Raw genomic sequence first — 17,302 nt, 5'->3', positions numbered from 1 at the left:
GACCTGCGAGCCAGCCCGCTGCGGCGCCCCCGCGGTGGGTGCGAGCGCGAACGCCGGAACGGCCGCCTCGCCGGGTGGGCGGGGCGGCCGTTCCTGGTGTGCCGCGATCAGCGCCGGATCAGTGCCGATTCAATGCCGGATCAGCGCCGGATCAGTGCCGGATCAGTGCTCGAGCGCCTTGTTCTCGGCGCCGGCGCCGGTGAGCGAACGCACCTCCATCTCGGCGTTCTTGGCGGCGTTGAACTCCTTGCTCGTGACCGAGCCGAGCCAGCCGAGGAAGAACGCCAGCGGGATCGAGATGATGCCCGGGTTCTCCAGCGGGAACCAGTGGAAGTCGATCGCCGGGTTGGTGACCATCGACGGGCTCAGGCCGGTGGCGGGGTTCGCGGGTTTACCGGAGACCACCGGGCTGAAGGTGATGAGCACCAGCGCCGAGATCAACCCGCCGTACATGCTCCACACGGCGCCGCGGGTGTTGAACCGGCTCCAGAACAGGCTGTACAGGATCGTCGGGAGGTTGGCGCTCGCCGCGACGGCGAAGGCCAGCGCCACGAGGAACGCGATGTTCTGCCCGTAGGCGAGGATGCCGCCGATGATCGCGATCGCGCCACCGCCGAGGGCAGCCATGCGCGCGACCTTGACCTCTTCCTCCGGGGTGGCCTGGCCCTTGCGGATCACCTGGCTGTAGATGTCGTGGGCGAACACGCCCGAGGAGGCGATCGTCAGGCCCGCGACGACCGCGAGGATCGTCGCGAACGCGATGCCGGAGATGACGCCGAGCAGCACCGAGCCGCCGAGTTCGAACGCCAGCAGCGGGGCCGCGGAGTTGGCGGCGCCGGGGGCGGCGAGGATGCGGTCGGGGCCGACGATGGCGGCGGCACCGTAGCCGACGACCAGGGTCAGCAGGTAGAAGCCGCCGATGAGCCAGATGGCCCACTCCACGGACTTACGGGCCTGCTTGGCCGTGGGCACCGTGTAGAAGCGGATGAGCACGTGCGGCAGGCCGGCCGTGCCGAGCACCAGGGCCATCGACAGGCTGATGAAGTCGATCTTCGTCATCGTGCTCGTGCCGTACTTCAGGCCCGGGTCGAGCAGGGCCGCGCCCGCCTCCGGGGAGTTGTCGACCGCGGCCTGCAGCAGGTTCGACAGGTTCATGCCGTAGCGCGCCAGCACCCACACGGTGATGATCGCGGTCGCGGCGATGAGCAGCACGGCCTTGATCATCTGCACCCACGTGGTGCCCTTCATGCCGCCGATGAGCACGTAGCCGATCATCACCGTGCCGACGACGGCGATGACGAGGTACTGCGCCCACCGGGCGTTGAGGCCGAGCAGCAGGGAGACGAGACCACCGGCTCCGGCCATCTGGGCCAGCAGGTAGAAGAACGAGACGGCCAGCGAGCTCGTGGCCGCCGCGATGCGCACCGGGCGCTCCTGGAGCCGGAAGCTCAGCACGTCGGCCATCGTGAACCGGCCGGTGTTGCGCATGAGCTCGGCGACGAGCAGCAGCGCCACGAGCCAGGCGACGAGGAAGCCGATGGAGTAGAGGAAGCCGTCGTAGCCCTGCAGGGCGATCGCGCCGGCGATGCCGAGGAACGACGCGGCCGACAGGTAGTCACCGGCGATCGCCAGTCCGTTCTGGCGTCCGGAGAACGCGGCGCCGCCGGTGTAGTACTCGGCGGCGGTCTTCTTGCCGGCCGCGACCTTGATGACGACGGTCAGCGTGACGACGACGAACAGCACGAAGATCCCGATGTTCAACAACGGGTTGCCGACGTTCATCGCGGCCGCGGTGGCCAGGGTGGGGGTCATCGCAGCTCACCGTTCCCTTCGAAGCGCTCGCGGATCGCGTCGGCGCGGGGGTCGAATTCCTTGTTGGCCCAACGCACGTACAGGATCGTGATCGCGAACGTCGTCACGAACTGCAGCAGCCCGAAGATCAGGCCGATGTTGATGTTGCCCGCCACCTTGATCGACATGAACTCCGGGGCGAACGCCGCCAGCGCCACGTAGAGCGCGTACCAGAGCACGAAGAAGGCAGTGGCGCTGAACACGAAACGCCGGAATCGTGAGCGCAGGTCCTGAAACTCCTCGCTCGCTTGAACTTGCTCGTAGATCGTCAGGCCGCCGGCTCCGTCGCCGTCGGGTCGTCCACTCGAGTGGCTACTCGACACGGGTCACCTCCGTTGGTGGCGTGTGGGGTCGCACCGACGTGCGACGGCGCGGCACAGCGAAGGGATGCTCGCCGTGGTGCGCCAACGATGCCTGCCCACACGCGGCGCTGTCAGCGATTGCCGACCGTTATGGCGGGAAGTGGCCGAATCGTTGCGGTCGCAGGCGCCGGGCCACGACAAGCGGTCGGTCGTGCACGCCGAGCGGTCGTGGGGCCGGCGCCGCGGTCGGGCTCAGGGCCGGGGGCGGGCGAGCCACCCCTCGGGGGCGTGCAGCCGCACCATCGTGGCCAGCGTCGTTGCCGGCACGCGGGCAGGGGTGAGCCTCGACACGAGGTAGGTGGTCGCGAAGGCGATCGGCACGCTCCAGGCGGCCGGGTTCGACACGAGCACGTGCCACGGCCCCCGCGGTACGAGGTCGGCGACGGTGGCGACGACGGCCCCCATCGAGAGCAGCCCGCCGGTGCTCATGCCGGCGAGCGCGCCGGTCACCGACAGTCCGCGCCACCAGACGCCGAGCACGAGCAACGGGCAGAACGTCGAGGCGGCGACGGCGAACGCCAAGGTCACGGTCGTCGCCAGCCCGATCGATCCGATCGCCGGAGACAGCACGGCCGGAACTACGGTCGCCAGCAGCGCCGCGACCCGGAAGCTGTGCACGCCATCGGTGTCGCCGGAGGTGAGGCGGTACAGCGCGGGCCGGACGAGGTCCTGGTCGAGGGCTCCGGTCACGGCGACGGCCAGCCCGGAGGCGGTCGACAGGAACGCCGCGAACGCGCCCGCCGCGAGCAGCGCGAGCAGTGCGTCGCCGGCCGACCCCAGCGGCATGACCTGCGGCAGCAGCAGCATCATCGCGTCGGCGGGCACCCGTCCCTGCTCGACGTAGACCCGCCCGAGCACGGCGTAAACGGGCGCGAACAGGTAGAACGCGCCGAGCAACGCGATGACCGCGACCGTCGTGCGGCGGGCCGCGCGGCCGTCGGGGTTGGTGTAGAAGCGCACGATGACGTGCGGCAGCCCCATCGTGCCCAGGCACAGGGCGATGAGGGTGCTGACCGTCGAGTACGCGCCGATCGCCAGGCCGCTGTCGGCCATCGGCGTCGCGAGGTCGAGGCGCGGCGGGGGTTGGCCCTGCGCCCACCACACGGCGACGAGCACGACCGCGGGCACGGCGATCGCGGCGAGCTTGAACCAGTACTGCACGGCCTGCACCAGCGTCACCGAGCGCATGCCGCCGGCGACGACGTTGAGGGTGACGACCACGGTGACGAGGAGCCCGCCGACCCACGTGGGGGCACCGGTCAGGCTCCGCAGGGCGAGCCCGGCTCCGTGCAGCTGGGGGAGCAGGTAGAGCCAGCCGATGAGCACGGCGAGCAGCGCGCTGAGCCGGCGGGCGCCGAGGTCGTCGAGGCGGGCCTGGGCGAAGTCGCCCGCGGTGTAGGCGCCGGAGCGGCGCAGCGGCGCGGCCACGAGCGCGAGCAGCACGAGGTACCCGAGCGTGTAGCCGACGGGAAACCACAGGGTGTCGACGCCCCCGAGGTAGACGATGCCTGCGACGCCGAGAAACGAGGCAGCCGAGAGGTATTCGCCGCCGATGGCGGAGGCGTTGGTCCACGGGCCGACGGCGCGGCCGGCGACGTAGAAGTCGGAGGTCGTGCGGGAGAGCCGCAGCCCGTACATGCCGCCGAGCATCGTCAGCACGCACACGAGCGCGATCGGCACCGCGAGCCACGGCTCCGGGGTCATGTGCGCGCCTCGCGATCGCGCCTCATGATCGAGACCGCCGCACGAGCTCGATGAACTCGCGTTCGACGCGCTCGGTGGCCCGCAGGTAGGCCACGGCGGCCACGACGAGCAGCGCGTAACTGGCCACCCCGAGCCACAGCCATGTCACCGGCAGCGGCCCGATCCGGGCGCCGTGGACGGCGGGCACCGCGAGGAACGCGGCCAGCGTCGCGGCGAGTAGGAGCGCGATGCCGCCGAGCAGCCTGGTGGCCAGGCGACGCTGGGCCTCCAGGAGGGCGTCGATGTAGATCTCGCCGAGGGCGGTCTGCTCGTCGATCTCCTGCGACAGCAGGCGGCTCGGCGGGCGCCGCGCGGCCTGCCGGCGGGGGGAGGTGACGCGCACCCGCTTGGGCGTCTGGCCGCGGCCGGGCAGTCCGGACAGACTCATCGGCGCACTCTCATCGGCACGCTCCCGACCCGCTACTCGGGGCGCCGGCGGCCCGGCAGCCGCAGCAGCCGGTCGCGCAGCTCACGGGTGTGCCGGCGGCTGACCTGCAGCTCGATGTCGCCGAGCCGCACCACGCACCGGCCGCGTTCGATCCGCACCTGGTCGACGGCCGGCAGGCTCACCAGCGTGGATCGGTGGATACGCGCGAATCCGGCCGGGCCCCAACGCTCCTCGAGGTTCGTCAGCGACATCCGCACGAGGTGGGAGGCGGAGGCGGTGTGCAGCCGCGCGTAGTCGCCCTGGGCCTGCACGTAGAGGATGTCGGAGCGCTGCACGAACGTCGTCACGCCGCCGAGCTCGACGGGGATCGTCTCGTCGGCGGGCTCGGTGCTCGCGGGCGGCGCGGCGGGAGCAGCGGACAGGCTGTGCCGGGCGTGCACCTTGCGCACCGCCTCCGAGAGCCGGGCCTGTCGCACCGGCTTCATGACGTAGTCGGCCGCCGCGACCTCGAAGGCCCCGACGGCGTGGTCGCCGTAGGCGGTGACGAAGACGATCTGCGGCGGTTCGGCGAACCGGCCGAGCACGCGGGCCAGCTCCATGCCGTCGAGCCCGGGCATGTGGATGTCGCAGAAGATGACGTCGGCGGGCGCGGAATCCAGCGCCCGCAGCGCGTCGGCACCCGAATGCACGGTGCGCACCGGGCCGATGCGCTCGTCCTGCTCGAGCAGCCACGCGAGTTCGGCTGCGGCGGGTGCCTCGTCGTCGACTACCAGGGCATGCAGGAGCGGCGGGTGTCCGTCGCGCTCCGCAGCGACCAGACCCGCCAGGTCGGATTGCCGGTCGCGCCCGTCGGCGCCGCCCTGGTGCGCGCCGACGAACCCGCCCTGGCCACCGTTGGCCGTCATCATGGCCGCAGGGTATGTCGAACCGGGGTCATCCGTGCACGTGAGGGCTGAACTTGGGTACGCGAAAGCTGACCTTGGTCCCGGCTCCGAGGGCGGTTTCGACGACAAGGCCGTACCCGTCTCCGTAGGTCGCGCGCAGCCGCGCGTCGACGTTGGCGAGCCCGACGTGGTCGCCGCCCGGCTCCCCGGAGAGCACCGCGCGCACCTGCTCCGGGCGGGCGCCGACGCCGTCGTCCTCGACGGTGATCTCGGCCTCGGAGCCGACGTCGACGGCGCTGATCGAGATGTGCCCGGGGCCCTCCTTGGCCTCGATGCCGTGCCGCACGGCGTTCTCCACGAGCGGCTGCACGGCCAGCGAGGGCACGCTGACGCCGAGCACCTCGGGCGCGACCATGAGGTTGACGACGAGGCGATCGCCGAACCTGGCCTCCTCCAGCGCCAGGTAGCGCTCGATATTGGTCAGCTCGTCGGCCAGGGGCGTGACCTGCCCCGTCGCGCGGAACGAGTAGCGGGTGAAGTCGGCGAACTCCAACAGCAACTCGCGAGCCCGCACGGGGTCGGTGCGCACGAACGAGGCGATCGCGGCGAGCGCGTTGTAGACGAAGTGCGGACTGATCTGGGCGCGCAGGGCCCGCAGCTCCGCCTCCATCGTGCGGCCGCGCTCGCGGTCGAGTTCGGCGAGCTCGACCTGGGTGGAGACCCAGTCGGCGACCGCCTGCGTGGCCCGCACGAGGTCGGCCGAGACGTGGGTGTCGAAGGAGCCGAGCACCGCCATCACGCGTTCCTCGCAGATCACGGGTGCGAGGATCGCGCCGCGCACCGGGCAGTCGGGGCGGTCGCACTCCAGGTCGCGCGCGTTGAGGCGCACCGTGTGACCGCCGGCGAGCACCGCCCCGGCGTGGTCGGCGAGGCGGTCGGCGTGGTGCGTCCCCCGGCCCTCCCAGGCGAGCAGGCCGCCGCCGTCGTAGAAGGCGACCGCGCTGACTCCGAGCAGCGGGCGTAGTTCCCGGGCCGCGCGCTCGGCGGCGTCGGGCGTGAGGCCGTTGCGCAGGTGCCGCGCCGCGAGGGAGGCGGTGTGCAGGGCCTGGTAGGTGGCGGCCGTGGCCGGCGAGGTCATCGCCGTGCGGCGGCGCGCGACGAAGGTGACCAGCGTCCAGCACACGATCGCCGCGGCGAGGGTGATCGTCGCGACGATCCAGTCGGGCACGCCGTCGTCGTGGATCGCCACCAGCGCCGCCCCCGTCGTCGGCGACGGCAGGTGGGCCGGCGCCGCGGCCGCGCAGGCCGCGGCGAGCAGGGGAGCGGCCGGGCCTCCGATCAGCAGCACCCCTCGACTGTAGGCTGCGCGGGTGTCCGACGAGCCCGATCAGCACGCACGCGCTGCCGCGCCAGGCGCCACTGGGCCTGCTGCGTCTGCACCTGGTGCGTCTGCACCTGGCGTCTCCGCGTCCGGCGGCGCCGCGTCCGGTGGACCGCGGCCGCAGACCGACGACCCGCTGGCGCTCATCGCGGCCTGGCCGGCGGTGGCGCAGGCCTGCGAGCGGGCGCGTGAGGCGTGTACCCGGCTGCGCTTCCATGAGGGCCTGCGCCGGCGCATCCCCGAGGCGGCGGCCGAGTCGCGGGTGCGCGGGGCGTGGGCGAGCGCCAGACTCGACGGGGCCCGCGTGCCGCTGGACGTCGTGCGCGACCTCGTCACCGGAGCCGCCCGCTGGCCGCAGCCGAGCGACCCGACCTGGGACCGGCTGCGCGGGGCCGTGCAGGCCACCGCCGAGACCGAGCAGCTGTTGCGCTACCTGTCCGGCGCCTCCGCCGCCGCGGCGCAGGGCCTGGCGCGGCTGCACCTGGCGGCCGCCCAACCACTCGTGTCGGCGGAGGTCCTCGGGCGTCCGCGCACCGCGGCGGACCCACCCGAGCCCGAGTTCGCGATGCTGCCCGCGCCGCCGTCCGACGTGGGGGAGCGGTTGGCGGGCATCGGCGACCTCGTGCGCGCCACCTCGGCACCGGCCCCGCTCGTGGCCGCGCTCGTGCACGCGGAGATCGCGCTCGTCCGCCCATTCACGGGGGGCAACGCGCTGGTCGCCCGCGCGGCAGAGCGGGCGTTGTTGCGCGCCCGCGGCCTCGACCCGACCGGCGTCGGCGTGCCCGAATTCGGCCACCTGGAGGCCGGAGTCACCGCGTACACGGGCGCGCTCAGCGCGTACGCGACAGGCACCCGCGCCGGCCTGACCGCCTGGATCGAGCACTGCGCCGACGCCGTCGTCGCCGGCGCCCACGAGGGCGAGCGCATCGCCGACGCCGTGCGTGCCGGCCGGCTCTCCGACTGAGGCGTCAGGGCGCCCGGCTCTCCGGCTGAGGCGTCAGTGCGCCTGGCTTCGCGGCTGTGCCGCGGGTCGGCCCGCCGGTCTCCTGCCGGGGGTGTCCGGGCGCCGGAAGATAGTGGGAGTTTTGCCGCGTCTGCGCGGGCGAATCTCCCATCGTTTCTGCGGCCAGGCCGCCGCCGGTCGTCACGGGCGGATTGGACGTGCCGGGGTGGGCGCCGGGGTCCACGAGCGCGAGCGGATCGCCGACGCCGTGCGTGCTGGTCGGTTCTCCGGCTGAGGCGCGGGTCGCCCGGCCGGTCTCCCTCCGGGCTGTCGGGGCGCCGGAAGATAGTGGGAGTTTTGCCGCGTCTGCGCGGCGGAATTTCCCATCGTTTCTGACGCGGTGCGGGCCGGGGGTAGGTGCCTGCCCGGTTGGGTGCATCTGGGCGGTGGCCGGGGGCGTGTGGCCCCCGCGGGAGAAAGGGGAGTTCGCGGGAGGGGCAGGCGTGTCGGCGCTCGGGCTAGAGGTAGGGGCCGAAGCGCAGCCGCACGGCTTCGCGGCTGGGGTGGCGGTCTCCGCGCTTGACGAGGATGGCGTCGGCGATCTGCTGGAACGACAGCCCGCGGCGGTAGGCCGAGCGCACGGCCTGCTTGAGCCGGGCGTCGTTGCCGCTGGCCCGCGACTGCTCGTCGATCGCGGTGAGGCGACGCTGGATCTGGCGCACCGTGGCCCGCGGCACGTGCCGCGACTCCCGCTCGCGCAGCCACCGTTCGATCTCGTCGGTCGCCCACAGGTTGCGCCGGCCCCACTTGTGCTCGCTCGGCGCGGGCAGCTGCTCCCGGCTGGCCATGCCGCGAATCGTCGAGGCCGGGATCGCGCGCTTGCCGGTGACCCGGGCGAGCGCCGACGCGATCATCTCGGCGGTCATGTAGCCCTCGGGAGGCTGCTGCGCGCGGGATCCGCGGGTCGCGTCGGCCACGACCTGCGCCACATCGGGCGCGTCGGGTAGCCCCGGCTCGCGGATCGGCGGGTTCTCCGCCTCCCGGGCCCGGTCGATCGGGGGCACACCCCGGTCAGGTATCCGTGTCACGTCGTCCCCTGTCGCCGCGTGTCGGCCGCCCCTTGCCGACGCGCCACACAGTAGGCACGGTCGGCGCGGGCGACAAGCGACCACAACGACGCTCCCACTTCCGGCCCCCACCACGCGCCCCCGATGCGGACGAGCCGAGGCCGGGGCGACGGGCGCGAGCGGAGGGCCGGCAGCCGTCGAGAGGCCTCCCGAGCTTCCTCGGGAGGCCGTGTCGGCCGTCGAGGGGACGCGATCGCGTCTCTGATGGCAGACAGCGATGCGTGATCTGCGTCACAAAGCCGAGTGGTTTCGAATCAGTCTTTCGTGCGATCCCGCACGTGAAGCCGCCTTTGGCAACCGGCGTATATACACATTCGGCAGGCTCGTCGGTCGGCATATTCGACTCCCGGCGCTCGATCGGTTCAATCGTCTTGATCGATTGTCCAACAACGGAATTCGCTCTCGGTGGCATGCCTCTGTCGTGCGCTGATCGGTGAGTTGGCGTCCGAAACCGAATGTGCGCGGGGTCGGATGCGGCGGCCGGACGGCGGCTCGGCGTGGCATTGCGCGGGCTCCCCTCGCCGCCGCCTGGGGTCGATGTTTTCTTGACACCGGCAGCGTTGTGTGCGGAGACTTCCACCGACTCCTGGCCGAGACGAATGGGGGCGTTTATGAAGGCCATGACCGAGACCAGCGCGGTCCCGACGACGGTGATCACGCCGGCTGGGGGGCTGACGATGACCACGCTTCGCGAGAAGGTGCGCCGTCCGTCGCGCATCCTCGACCACCGAGCCTCGTGCCGCGCGCCCGAGCACGCGGTGTCGGCGAACGAGTGGACGCCGGAATACGAGGAAGAGCAGGTTCCCGCGCGTCTTCGCGCAATTTGCGCCGACTGCCCCGTCTGGCAGGACTGTCTGTCAGAAGCGTTGCGAATGAACGACCTCGGTTATCGGGCCTCGATGACCACCCGGCAGCGTCGGCATTACTTCGCCGAGATCGTCGCCTCGGTGCGTCCCGTGGCCCATAAGGTGACTGTTGCCTCGCGCGCACGCATCTCCGGCGACGCCGACCGCACCCCGACCCACCCGGTCGGAGACGGTTCGCTGAACTCCTACCGTCGCGGCTGCCGCTGCGACGAGTGCCGCGGTCACAACGCGGCGGCCCGCCGTCGCGAACGCGCCCGCGCGTCCTGACCCGGCCTGGGGCGGGCCTCTCGACGGCCCGCCGCGGTCCGGACCACGAGTCGGTGCCGCGATCCGAACGCAGCGGAGCCGGAGCCGGCTCACGCCGTTCCATCCGCGACGACTCCAGATTGCGTGACCCCGCACATGAGCGCTTCCCAGCACGACCGCCCCACCGCGGTCCCAGACGTGACCACCGGTGCCGAGCGCGCCGAGCGAACCGATCCCGCCCCGACCGGTGGGTCGGCGGCCACCGCGAGCGAACCGGCTCCGCTGCAGCCGCCGGGTGAGGCGAGGCCGGGCGCGCCGACGGCCGAAGAGCGCGGGGGCGCCACGCGCGCCACGATCCCGCCGAGTCCGTACGCCAAAGCGGGCCAGGGCGACACGCCGCGTGTCGATCGCACCGCCCGTCCGCACCCGGCGACCGAGGCGCCTGACGATGCCCGCAGCGACGGACGGAACGACGCCCGCACCGACGCCGAGCCCGATCCCGCCGAGACCGGCTCGAACGCGAGGCCGAAGGCGCCGCCGAACGCCCTGGCCGGAGACGGGGTGCGGGTCGTCCCGCCCCGCCGCGTGCGCGACGAGGACGGCGCGGGTCGCTCGCTGGCCAAGCCGCTGTACCTGGATCACACCGCCGACCCCGACTGGGACCCGCCGGAGGACCCGCCGATGATCCGGCGCCGGGAGCCGCGGCCCCGGATGGGCTGGCGCGGCTTCGTGTACGAGACGACCGGGGGCCGCTGGAACCCCGGGCAGTCGGTCAAGGAACAGCGGATCCGCGAGCGCGAACGGGAGATCTCGCGGCAGCTGCGCGGCAAGCACGTCACCGCCTTCTTCTGCCTCAAGGGCGGCATCAGCAAGACGTCGACGACGGCGGCGACGTCGATCGCGATGGCCAACCTGCGGCCCGACCCGGTGTTCGCCATCGACGCCAACCCCGACGCCGGTGACCTCGCCGAGCGGCTCGTCGGCCAGAGCCGGGCCGGCATCACCGAGCTGTCCGCGGGCATCGACCGCATCGACAGCCTCGACGCGCTGTCGCGGTACACGCTCACGGCGGGACGCCTGACGATGCTGCCCGGCGAGCCGAACCCCGAGCTCGGCGACTCGCTGAGCTCGGAGGACTTCCGCCGCATCATGGGCGTCGTGCAGCGCTACTACAACGTCGTGCAGGTCGACTGCGGCACCGGCGTGACGCACCCGCTCATGCGCGGCATCCTCGAGTTCGCCGACACGGTCGTCATCCCGGCGTCGTGGTCGATCACCGGCGCCCGTCGCGCGGCCGAGACGATCCTGTGGCTGGAGACGCACGGCTTCGAGCGGCTCGCCCGCACGAGCATCGTCGTTCTCACCGCGAAAGACCTGGTCAGCCGCAGCGTCGACAAGGAGGCGGTGCGCTCGTACCTGTCGCAGGCGGCCGACCTCATCGTCGTGCCGAGCGACCCGCACGTCGCCGACGGCGCCCTCATCGACTGGGAGCAGCTCGCCCCCGCGACGAAGGAGGCCTACCTCGACATCGCCGCCTCGATCACCAAACGGTTTCCGGACGGCGGGTGGCCCGTCGCGCCGTGACCCTCCCCGCGTCTGGGGCCGACATCGGCCCGGCCGGGGTCGTACAGTGACTCCTTCGGCGGTCCTGCCCGCGGGCACGGTGCGATCGGCGTATCGCAGCACGTGCCAGCGGATGGGCCGCACATCGTCCGAGCACGTCGGAGCAAGGGAGACGCGAGCAGCATGACCGGTGAGGTCGTCGACGCCTCGACGGACCGGCCCCGCGCGGGCCGTCCGGAGCCGGGCCTGGGCCGGGTCCGGGAGCCGCGCCGCTCGGACGCGCTCCCGGGGGAGCTGAAGCCGCTCGCGTGGAGCGAGGGCCGCGGCCCGATCACCGACGAGGAGGCGCTCGGCGTGCTGCGCCGCCGTCGCCGCGTCGAGCTGGCGAGCGCGAGCAAGGACGGCAGCCGCCGCAACCCCGTGCCCCTGGAGCTGCCGCCAGCGGGCGCGCCCCGCAAACCGACGATGTTCCGGCTCCCGCCGCGGCTGCTCGCGCGGGCGCACGCGCGCGCCGAACTGGAGGTCGTGCCGCTGACGACGATCATCGAGGAGCTGCTCGCCGACTACGCGCAGGGCGCGCCGCAGCCGCCCGAGCAGGTGCACGACCGGCTCCGGGCCCGGGGGTTGAAGTGGCAGCGCCGCTGAACCCCGCCCTCGTCGAGCTGGCCGCCGCGGCCCGGCGCGTCACCGTGCTCTCGGGCGCGGGCATGTCCGCCGAATCCGGGGTGCCGACGTTCCGCGCCGCGCAGAGCGGCCTGTGGGAGCGCTTCGACCCGACGATGCTCGCGACCCCGCAGGCCTGGGAGGCCGACCCCGAACTCGTCTGGGCCTGGTACGCGTGGCGGATCAACCTGGTGCGCGGCGTCGAACCCAACGCCGGGCACCGCGCGCTCGCCCGCTGGGCCGAGCGCACGCAGGTGCGGATCGCCACCCAGAACGTCGACGACCTGCACGAACGCGCGGGCAGCGACGTGCTGGCTCACCTGCACGGCAGCCTCACCGCGTTGCGTTGCGCCGACTGCGAGCGCCCGTTCGACGGCCCGGTCGAGATCCCCGCGGAGCCGGTGGAGCGGCTGGCGCCGGCCGCCTGCCCCGCGTGCGACGGCCGGGTGCGCCCCGGCGTCGTGTGGTTCGGGGAGATGCTGCCGCAGGGGGCGTTCGACGCCGCGGCCGACGCGGTCTTCGACGCCGATCTCGTGCTCGTCGTCGGCACCTCCGGGCTCGTCTACCCGGCGGCGTCGCTGCCCGACCTCGCGCGCGGCCACGGCGTGCCGGTCGTCGAGCTCAACCCCGAGGACACGCCCGTCTCCGAGCGCGTCGACATCGTGTGGCGCGACACCGCCGCCCGCGGCCTGCCCGCGCTGCTCGCCGCGATCGCGGTCGCGTAGCTTCGGTTCAGCGCGCGGCCGCGAGGAGCCGGGCCGCGTCGCCGGCGGCGGCGACGAACGTCTCCTCGTCGACCGCCTTGTCGCCGGTGCCGATCATGACGAGCGCCTGCCGGTTGCCCGAGCCCGTCGCCGGCGCGAGGAAGCTCAGCGCGATGACCCCGGAGTCCGACCCGCCCTTGAACGCCTGCCCCGACCAGCCCTCGACCGCGATGCCGCCGTTGGTCGTGAGGATCTGCCGCAGCGGCTGACCGGCGGGGGTGCCGGCGAGCCGGTCGAGGTACAGCTGCGCCGCGACGACCTCGGCCGGGGTGGCGAACCAGCCGATGCCCGAGCGCCAGTGGGCGCTGTTCGGGTCGATGTTCTGCGGGCCGGGGCCGTCCATCGGCACCGCCGCGAGCAGCCGTCGGCGCGTCGCCTCGTCGGCCGCCGCCCAGCCCGAGCGCGCCGCCTTCGCCTGCTCGGAGTCGCCGTAGCCGAGCCAGAACATCTGCCGCGGGGTGAGGAACGGCGTGATCCCGGCCGGGTGCCGGTGCCCGGCGCGTTTGGCCGCGGCCCGCACCTGCGGCTCCCCGACGGTGCGGATCAGCAGGTCGGCAGCCGTGTTGTCCGAGATGCGGATCATGAGATCCGCTGCCTCCCGCACGGAGACCGTGCTGCCGTCGGCGCGATCCTGCAGGGTGCCCGAAGGGAGGGTCTTGTCGGCGGCGGTGAGCGTCAGCGGGGTGTCCCAGGTGAGGTCGCCGTCGCGGACCGCCTCCGTGACAGCGGCGAGCACGTACAGCTTGGCCATCGAGGCGATGGGGCGCAGCCCCTGGTCGCCGCTGCGGTGCACGACCTGCAGTCGGCCGTCGGCCGCGACGTCGGCGGCGAGGATCGAGACCTGCGGGGCGGCCAGTTCGGCGCGCGTGACCACCCCCGCCCAGTCGGTCGCGGCCTCCCCGCGGGCGGCCTCGTTGAGCAGGGCGCCGTCGATACGGCCGGCGTCGTCGAGCGTCATCGTCAGGCGGTACCGGCGGCCCTGCGAGACGAGCGTCGCGGCGCCGCTGCGGTCCTGGGTCGAGACCTCCTCGACGACCCACGGGCCCTGCGCCCGCAGCTGCCCGAGCATGACGAGCCACTGCGCGGGCGGCACCTCGGTGAGGAACGTCGTCGAGAACCGGTCGGTCAGGTCGGACTGCACGGTGTCCGAGTTCATCTGGCCGACCATCCAGCGCAGCTGGCCGCCGACCGCGTCGGCCGGAAACCCCGCCGTGGCGGTCGGCGTGACCGGCGACTGGGCGGGCGACGGGTTGCCGGTCGCGCCGGTCGCCTGCGGAGCGTTCGGGGAGCCGGTGGCGTTCGGGGAGCCGGTCGCGGCGGGGGAGGCGGACCCGTCACCGCCGTCGCCTCCGTCGCCGCCGCAAGCGGCGAGGGCGAGGGCGGCGGCGGTCACGACGCACGCCGCCCGCGTCACCGCGAAGTGTCGTCCGGCCCGTCGTCGCACGCGCCCCACCCTAACCGCCGCCGCCGACATCCCCGACAGGTGCTGCAGGGCGGCCACCGAGACGCTCCCGAGTCGCCCCCTCCTGGTCCAGAAACGAACATTTGGCACGCTCCCGACGGGTCGTCGTGCCACCGGAGGCCTCGTATCGCCACCGGAGCGGGGTGAGGAATGGGGTTGAGACGAAGTTGGCATACATACTCGTCTCCGAGGCCGCGCGGCCTGTCCACCACCGCAGGTCACGAGGGCGCCGGTGGCGCCGCGACCCGAGAATGTGAGCCATTCTCGTCTCCGGCCCCCGCAACGGCCCACAACGACCACCGGTGCGCGTACGAGACCCGGGAGGCGTGGGCCGGTGAAGGTTGGTCGGGCTGACCAGCCGGCTGGGGCCCGCCGGGATCCGGCTGGGGCCGGCTGGGGCTGGGTGAGTTGGGGCCGGCGGGGCCAGGGGCCGCGGGGGCTGCTCGGGCTGGCCAGGGCCGGATGCGGACAGGCCGGGTCAGTCGGTGGGGTCGGCCTCGTGCGGCTCCGCCGGCTCCTCGGCCTCGCCGAGCTCGGTGGCCAGGTGCTCGCGGAAGATCGAGGCGATCTCCAGCCGCCGCTGGGCCACGGTGTACCGCTCCTCGACGTCGGCCTGCAGGGCGACGAGCCGTTCCCGGGCCACGGCGACGTTCGCCGGGCCGTGCGCACCGCCGGCGTCCTTCGCGCCACCCTGGCCGCCCGGGCCGCCCTGGCCACCCGGGCCACGGCCGCCGAGGGTGTCGAGGTCGTCGAGCACCTGACGCATCTGCTCGAGGGTGTAGCCCAACGGCTTCATCTGCATGACGAGTAGCAGCCGCTGCACGTCGAGTTCGGAGTACAGCCGGAACCCTCCGGAGGTGCGCCCGGCGGGGGTGATCAGCCCCGCCTCCTCGTAGTAGCGCAGGCTGCGCATGCTCAGCCCGACGCGCTCGGCGACCTGACCGATCTTCATCGTCGGGTCGGAGTCCGCGCCGCCGATCTTGCGGGCGGGGCGGGCGCGCTCCCGGGGCAGCTGCAGGCCGGCGAGGCGCGGTGAGTCGGGCGTCGCGGGGCCGTGCGGCCCGGGGCGAGTCGGCACGCGTCCTCCCGGAGTCGGCCCGGTCGCCCGGGCAGCGGATCGGCCCTCGCGGGCCGCGGACGCGTCGTCGACGACCTAGGAGAAACCTGTGGGGTCGGCAGTCAGGGTACCCTCACCGGCCCCGCGGTCGGCGGCACTACATGCCGCGGCCCGGCGACACCGACGAACTGGGCTCGCCGACACCCACGTGCCGCAGCCGGCACGACGACGTCGGTCGCCGACTCCTACGACCCGAGGTCGTCCGGGGCGGTGTCGGCGGCGGTCCCCTCCACGGGCTGTCCGACGCGCTGACCGGCCGGCGCTCCGTCCGCCGGATCCTGCTGCGCACCGAGCGAATCGATCTGCGCGGCGGCGGAACCGGCTGCGGCCGCAGCTCGTGCGTCGCCGCTGCGGGTCAGGGTCGCGAGCAGGCGCGGCACGGAGATCTCGCGCAGCGCGTCGTCGGCGCCGACCACCACGGCGGCGATCTGATGCAGGATCGCGCTGCCCGGCTGGTAGTACGACTCGTGACCCCACACCTGACGCAGCAGCGACTTGCGGCCGTCCGGATACGTCGCCCGCCGCGCGAACGGCGAGAGCACCCGCACCCCGTCGATGCCGATCACCTGCCCGCCGAACACCCCGAGGAACGCGATGAGATCGCCCGGCGCGATCGCGGCGAACAGTCGGTTCGGCGGCAGCCGCAGGTCGGCGGCCCGGGAGGTGAACAGTCCCGGGCTGCCCGCGACGACCGCCGCGTCGAACACGCCGGTGCCGGCCAGGGCCAGGCCGACCACCGACGCGCCGTAGGAGTGCCCCGAGGCGACGAGCCGGACCGGCCGGGGCTGCAGTGCCCGCAGCCCCTGCGCACACCGCGCGAGCACGGGCGCGGCGTCGCGGGCGTAGCGCTCGTCGCTGGCCTCCCCGGGCACGAGCACGCTGACGCCGCTGTCGCCGAGCGCCCGGCGCGTCGCGATGTCGTACGGCGCGTGATAGCCGATCCAGTCGACGACGGCCACGCGGCCCGGCGACCCGGCGAGCCGATCGGCCTCCGCGACCAGGGCCTGCATCCACTGCGTCTCGCGCGCGAGACGCAGGTCCACGGTCGTCGTCGCCCCCGGCACGTGCAGCACCACCGCGTCGGCCGTCTCGAGGTCGCCGAGGACGATCGCCGCCTTGAGCGGGTAGACCGTCGCATCGAGCAGATAGAGGTACCGGCGTTCGGTGGGCTCGGTGGGCTCGGTGGGCTCGCCCGGCTCCGACGGCTCGCCCGGCTCGGCGGGTGCGGGCGTCGCGCTCGCCTCGGCGGGGAACATCTCGCGCAGCTTGTGCAGCCCGCGCAGGTCGCGTTCCTCCTCGGCGGCGGCGGCGTCGCGCGGTTGCCCGGGCCGCGCCTCGACGGCCTCGACGACCGCGTCGCGCCGGGCGATCTCGGCGTCGAGCAGCCGCAGGTTGGCGGCGTGCCGAACGGGGACGGGCAGGCCGTCGGCGCCGCCGACCCACGCCGTCTCCTCCTGCAGCAGCAGCTCCTTCTGAGCCGGGGTGAGCCCGGCCCACCAGTCGCGCACGACGACCGGTTCGTCGCTGGCGGGCCGCGGCGGCAGCGGCCTGCCCTCGGCGTCGACGTGCGGGTAGCGCTGCTGCGCCGCGTCGGCCTCGGCGCGCAGGTACCCGGTGAGCACCCCCGCGGCCGACAGCGCGGCGTCGGCGCGCCGCAGCCGGATCTCGTCGAGGAGGCGCTCGTCGAGCCGGGCCCAGGAGCGGTCGGCCTCCACGAGCCGGGCGTACTGGCGGTGCGCCGCGCGGGCCCCGTCGAGGGCGTCCTGCAGCGTCTGCGCGGCCTGCGTGAGGATCTCGGGCAGCGGCCGCCGTTCGATGGCGGCCGGGTCGGGCCGATCGGACGCGGGTCGATCGAGCGGCCCGGACGCCCCGGCCGCCTCGGGCAGGTCGCGGGGCCGGGGCACCTCGGGCAGGTCGGAGGCCTCGGGCAGGTCGGGCACGG

Annotated in this window: 15 protein-coding genes; 5 read left to right on the top strand and 10 right to left on the bottom strand. The window is 73.7% G+C overall.

Annotated features, from left to right (window positions below; all coding sequences use genetic code 11):
* Nucleotides 1-162: 162 nt before the first annotated feature.
* The 6 genes from PINTE_RS04235 to PINTE_RS04210 all read right to left on the bottom strand — a co-directional run bounded on the left by PINTE_RS04235 (nt 163) and on the right by PINTE_RS04210 (nt 6,576).
* Nucleotides 163-1,812 carry a monocarboxylic acid transporter gene (locus tag PINTE_RS04235; protein ID WP_068426761.1) on the bottom strand — a complete coding sequence of 550 codons (1,650 nt, stop codon included), beginning with the start codon at nt 1,810-1,812 and terminating at the stop codon, nt 163-165.
* Nucleotides 1,809-2,174: a DUF485 domain-containing protein gene (locus PINTE_RS04230; RefSeq protein WP_084343212.1), complete on the bottom strand. Its 366-nt coding sequence runs from the start codon at nt 2,172-2,174 to the stop codon at nt 1,809-1,811. Before PINTE_RS04230 ends, PINTE_RS04235 begins: the two co-directional genes overlap by 4 nt.
* A gap of 231 nt (nt 2,175-2,405) precedes the next feature.
* Nucleotides 2,406-3,917 carry a sodium/solute symporter gene (locus PINTE_RS04225; protein WP_068426758.1) on the bottom strand — a complete coding sequence of 504 codons (1,512 nt, stop codon included), beginning with the start codon at nt 3,915-3,917 and terminating at the stop codon, nt 2,406-2,408.
* Between the two features lie 22 nt (nt 3,918-3,939).
* Nucleotides 3,940-4,344: a hypothetical protein gene (locus PINTE_RS04220; protein ID WP_068426755.1), complete on the bottom strand. Its 405-nt coding sequence runs from the start codon at nt 4,342-4,344 to the stop codon at nt 3,940-3,942.
* 32 nt (nt 4,345-4,376) lie between these two features.
* A complete protein-coding gene (locus tag PINTE_RS04215; protein WP_245642791.1) occupies nt 4,377-5,252 on the bottom strand; it encodes a LytR/AlgR family response regulator transcription factor in 876 nt (291 codons plus the stop codon).
* A gap of 25 nt (nt 5,253-5,277) precedes the next feature.
* On the bottom strand, nt 5,278-6,576 hold the full coding sequence (locus tag PINTE_RS04210) for a histidine kinase (protein ID WP_245642790.1): 1,299 nt from the start codon (nt 6,574-6,576) through the stop codon (nt 5,278-5,280).
* A 196-nt stretch (nt 6,577-6,772) separates the two neighbouring features.
* On the opposite strand from PINTE_RS04210, the gene PINTE_RS22525 reads away from it, so the two are divergent.
* On the top strand, nt 6,773-7,573 hold the full coding sequence (locus PINTE_RS22525) for a Fic family protein (protein ID WP_245642789.1): 801 nt from the start codon (nt 6,773-6,775) through the stop codon (nt 7,571-7,573).
* A 497-nt stretch (nt 7,574-8,070) separates the two neighbouring features.
* Here PINTE_RS22525 and PINTE_RS04200 read toward each other — a convergent pair whose 3' ends face one another.
* Nucleotides 8,071-8,616 (bottom strand): hypothetical protein, encoded by a 546-nt coding sequence (locus tag PINTE_RS04200; protein WP_068426752.1) that lies wholly within the window; start codon nt 8,614-8,616, stop codon nt 8,071-8,073.
* Nucleotides 8,617-9,290: 674 nt separating this feature from the next.
* Between PINTE_RS04200 and PINTE_RS04195 the strand changes: the two genes are divergently transcribed.
* The 4 genes from PINTE_RS04195 to PINTE_RS04180 all read left to right on the top strand — a co-directional run bounded on the left by PINTE_RS04195 (nt 9,291) and on the right by PINTE_RS04180 (nt 12,742).
* Nucleotides 9,291-9,812, top strand: coding sequence for a WhiB family transcriptional regulator (locus PINTE_RS04195; protein WP_068426749.1), 522 nt, complete (start codon nt 9,291-9,293; stop codon nt 9,810-9,812).
* A 135-nt stretch (nt 9,813-9,947) separates the two neighbouring features.
* A complete protein-coding gene (locus tag PINTE_RS04190; protein ID WP_174523985.1) occupies nt 9,948-11,375 on the top strand; it encodes a MinD/ParA family ATP-binding protein in 1,428 nt (475 codons plus the stop codon).
* A 162-nt stretch (nt 11,376-11,537) separates the two neighbouring features.
* Nucleotides 11,538-11,999 carry a hypothetical protein gene (locus PINTE_RS04185; RefSeq protein WP_068426746.1) on the top strand — a complete coding sequence of 154 codons (462 nt, stop codon included), beginning with the start codon at nt 11,538-11,540 and terminating at the stop codon, nt 11,997-11,999.
* Nucleotides 11,984-12,742 (top strand): SIR2 family NAD-dependent protein deacylase, encoded by a 759-nt coding sequence (locus PINTE_RS04180; protein WP_281178823.1) that lies wholly within the window; start codon nt 11,984-11,986, stop codon nt 12,740-12,742. The genes PINTE_RS04185 and PINTE_RS04180 overlap by 16 nt, the downstream gene beginning before the upstream one ends.
* A 7-nt stretch (nt 12,743-12,749) precedes the next feature.
* Here the strand turns inward: PINTE_RS04180 and PINTE_RS04175 are convergent, their stop codons facing one another.
* From PINTE_RS04175 to PINTE_RS04165, 3 genes are all read right to left on the bottom strand, one after another.
* Nucleotides 12,750-14,225 carry a serine hydrolase gene (locus tag PINTE_RS04175; RefSeq protein ID WP_157087074.1) on the bottom strand — a complete coding sequence of 492 codons (1,476 nt, stop codon included), beginning with the start codon at nt 14,223-14,225 and terminating at the stop codon, nt 12,750-12,752.
* Between the two features lie 496 nt (nt 14,226-14,721).
* A complete protein-coding gene (locus tag PINTE_RS04170; RefSeq protein ID WP_068426740.1) occupies nt 14,722-15,321 on the bottom strand; it encodes a MerR family transcriptional regulator in 600 nt (199 codons plus the stop codon).
* Nucleotides 15,322-15,545: 224 nt separating this feature from the next.
* Nucleotides 15,546-17,300, bottom strand: coding sequence for an alpha/beta hydrolase (locus PINTE_RS04165; protein WP_068426737.1), 1,755 nt, complete (start codon nt 17,298-17,300; stop codon nt 15,546-15,548).
* Nucleotides 17,301-17,302: the final 2 nt, after the last annotated feature.

The sequence above is a fragment of the Piscicoccus intestinalis NBRC 104926 genome, from assembly GCF_001515525.1.
In the GTDB taxonomy this organism is placed as follows: domain Bacteria; phylum Actinomycetota; class Actinomycetes; order Actinomycetales; family Dermatophilaceae; genus Kineosphaera; species Kineosphaera intestinalis.
Note: the sequence above shows the minus strand (reverse complement) of the source record. Positions and strands in the feature narration are given on the sequence as shown.

Coding starts and splice junctions, on each gene's coding strand:
- PINTE_RS04220 (WP_068426755.1), bottom strand. CDS start 4,344: ATGAGTCTGTCCGGACTGCCCGGCCGCGGCCAGACGCCCAAGCGGGTG.
- PINTE_RS04195 (WP_068426749.1), top strand. CDS start 9,291: ATGAAGGCCATGACCGAGACCAGCGCGGTCCCGACGACGGTGATCACG.
- PINTE_RS04215 (WP_245642791.1), bottom strand. CDS start 5,252: ATGATGACGGCCAACGGTGGCCAGGGCGGGTTCGTCGGCGCGCACCAG.
- PINTE_RS04225 (WP_068426758.1), bottom strand. CDS start 3,917: ATGACCCCGGAGCCGTGGCTCGCGGTGCCGATCGCGCTCGTGTGCGTG.
- PINTE_RS04235 (WP_068426761.1), bottom strand. CDS start 1,812: ATGACCCCCACCCTGGCCACCGCGGCCGCGATGAACGTCGGCAACCCG.
- PINTE_RS04190 (WP_174523985.1), top strand. CDS start 9,948: ATGAGCGCTTCCCAGCACGACCGCCCCACCGCGGTCCCAGACGTGACC.
- PINTE_RS04185 (WP_068426746.1), top strand. CDS start 11,538: ATGACCGGTGAGGTCGTCGACGCCTCGACGGACCGGCCCCGCGCGGGC.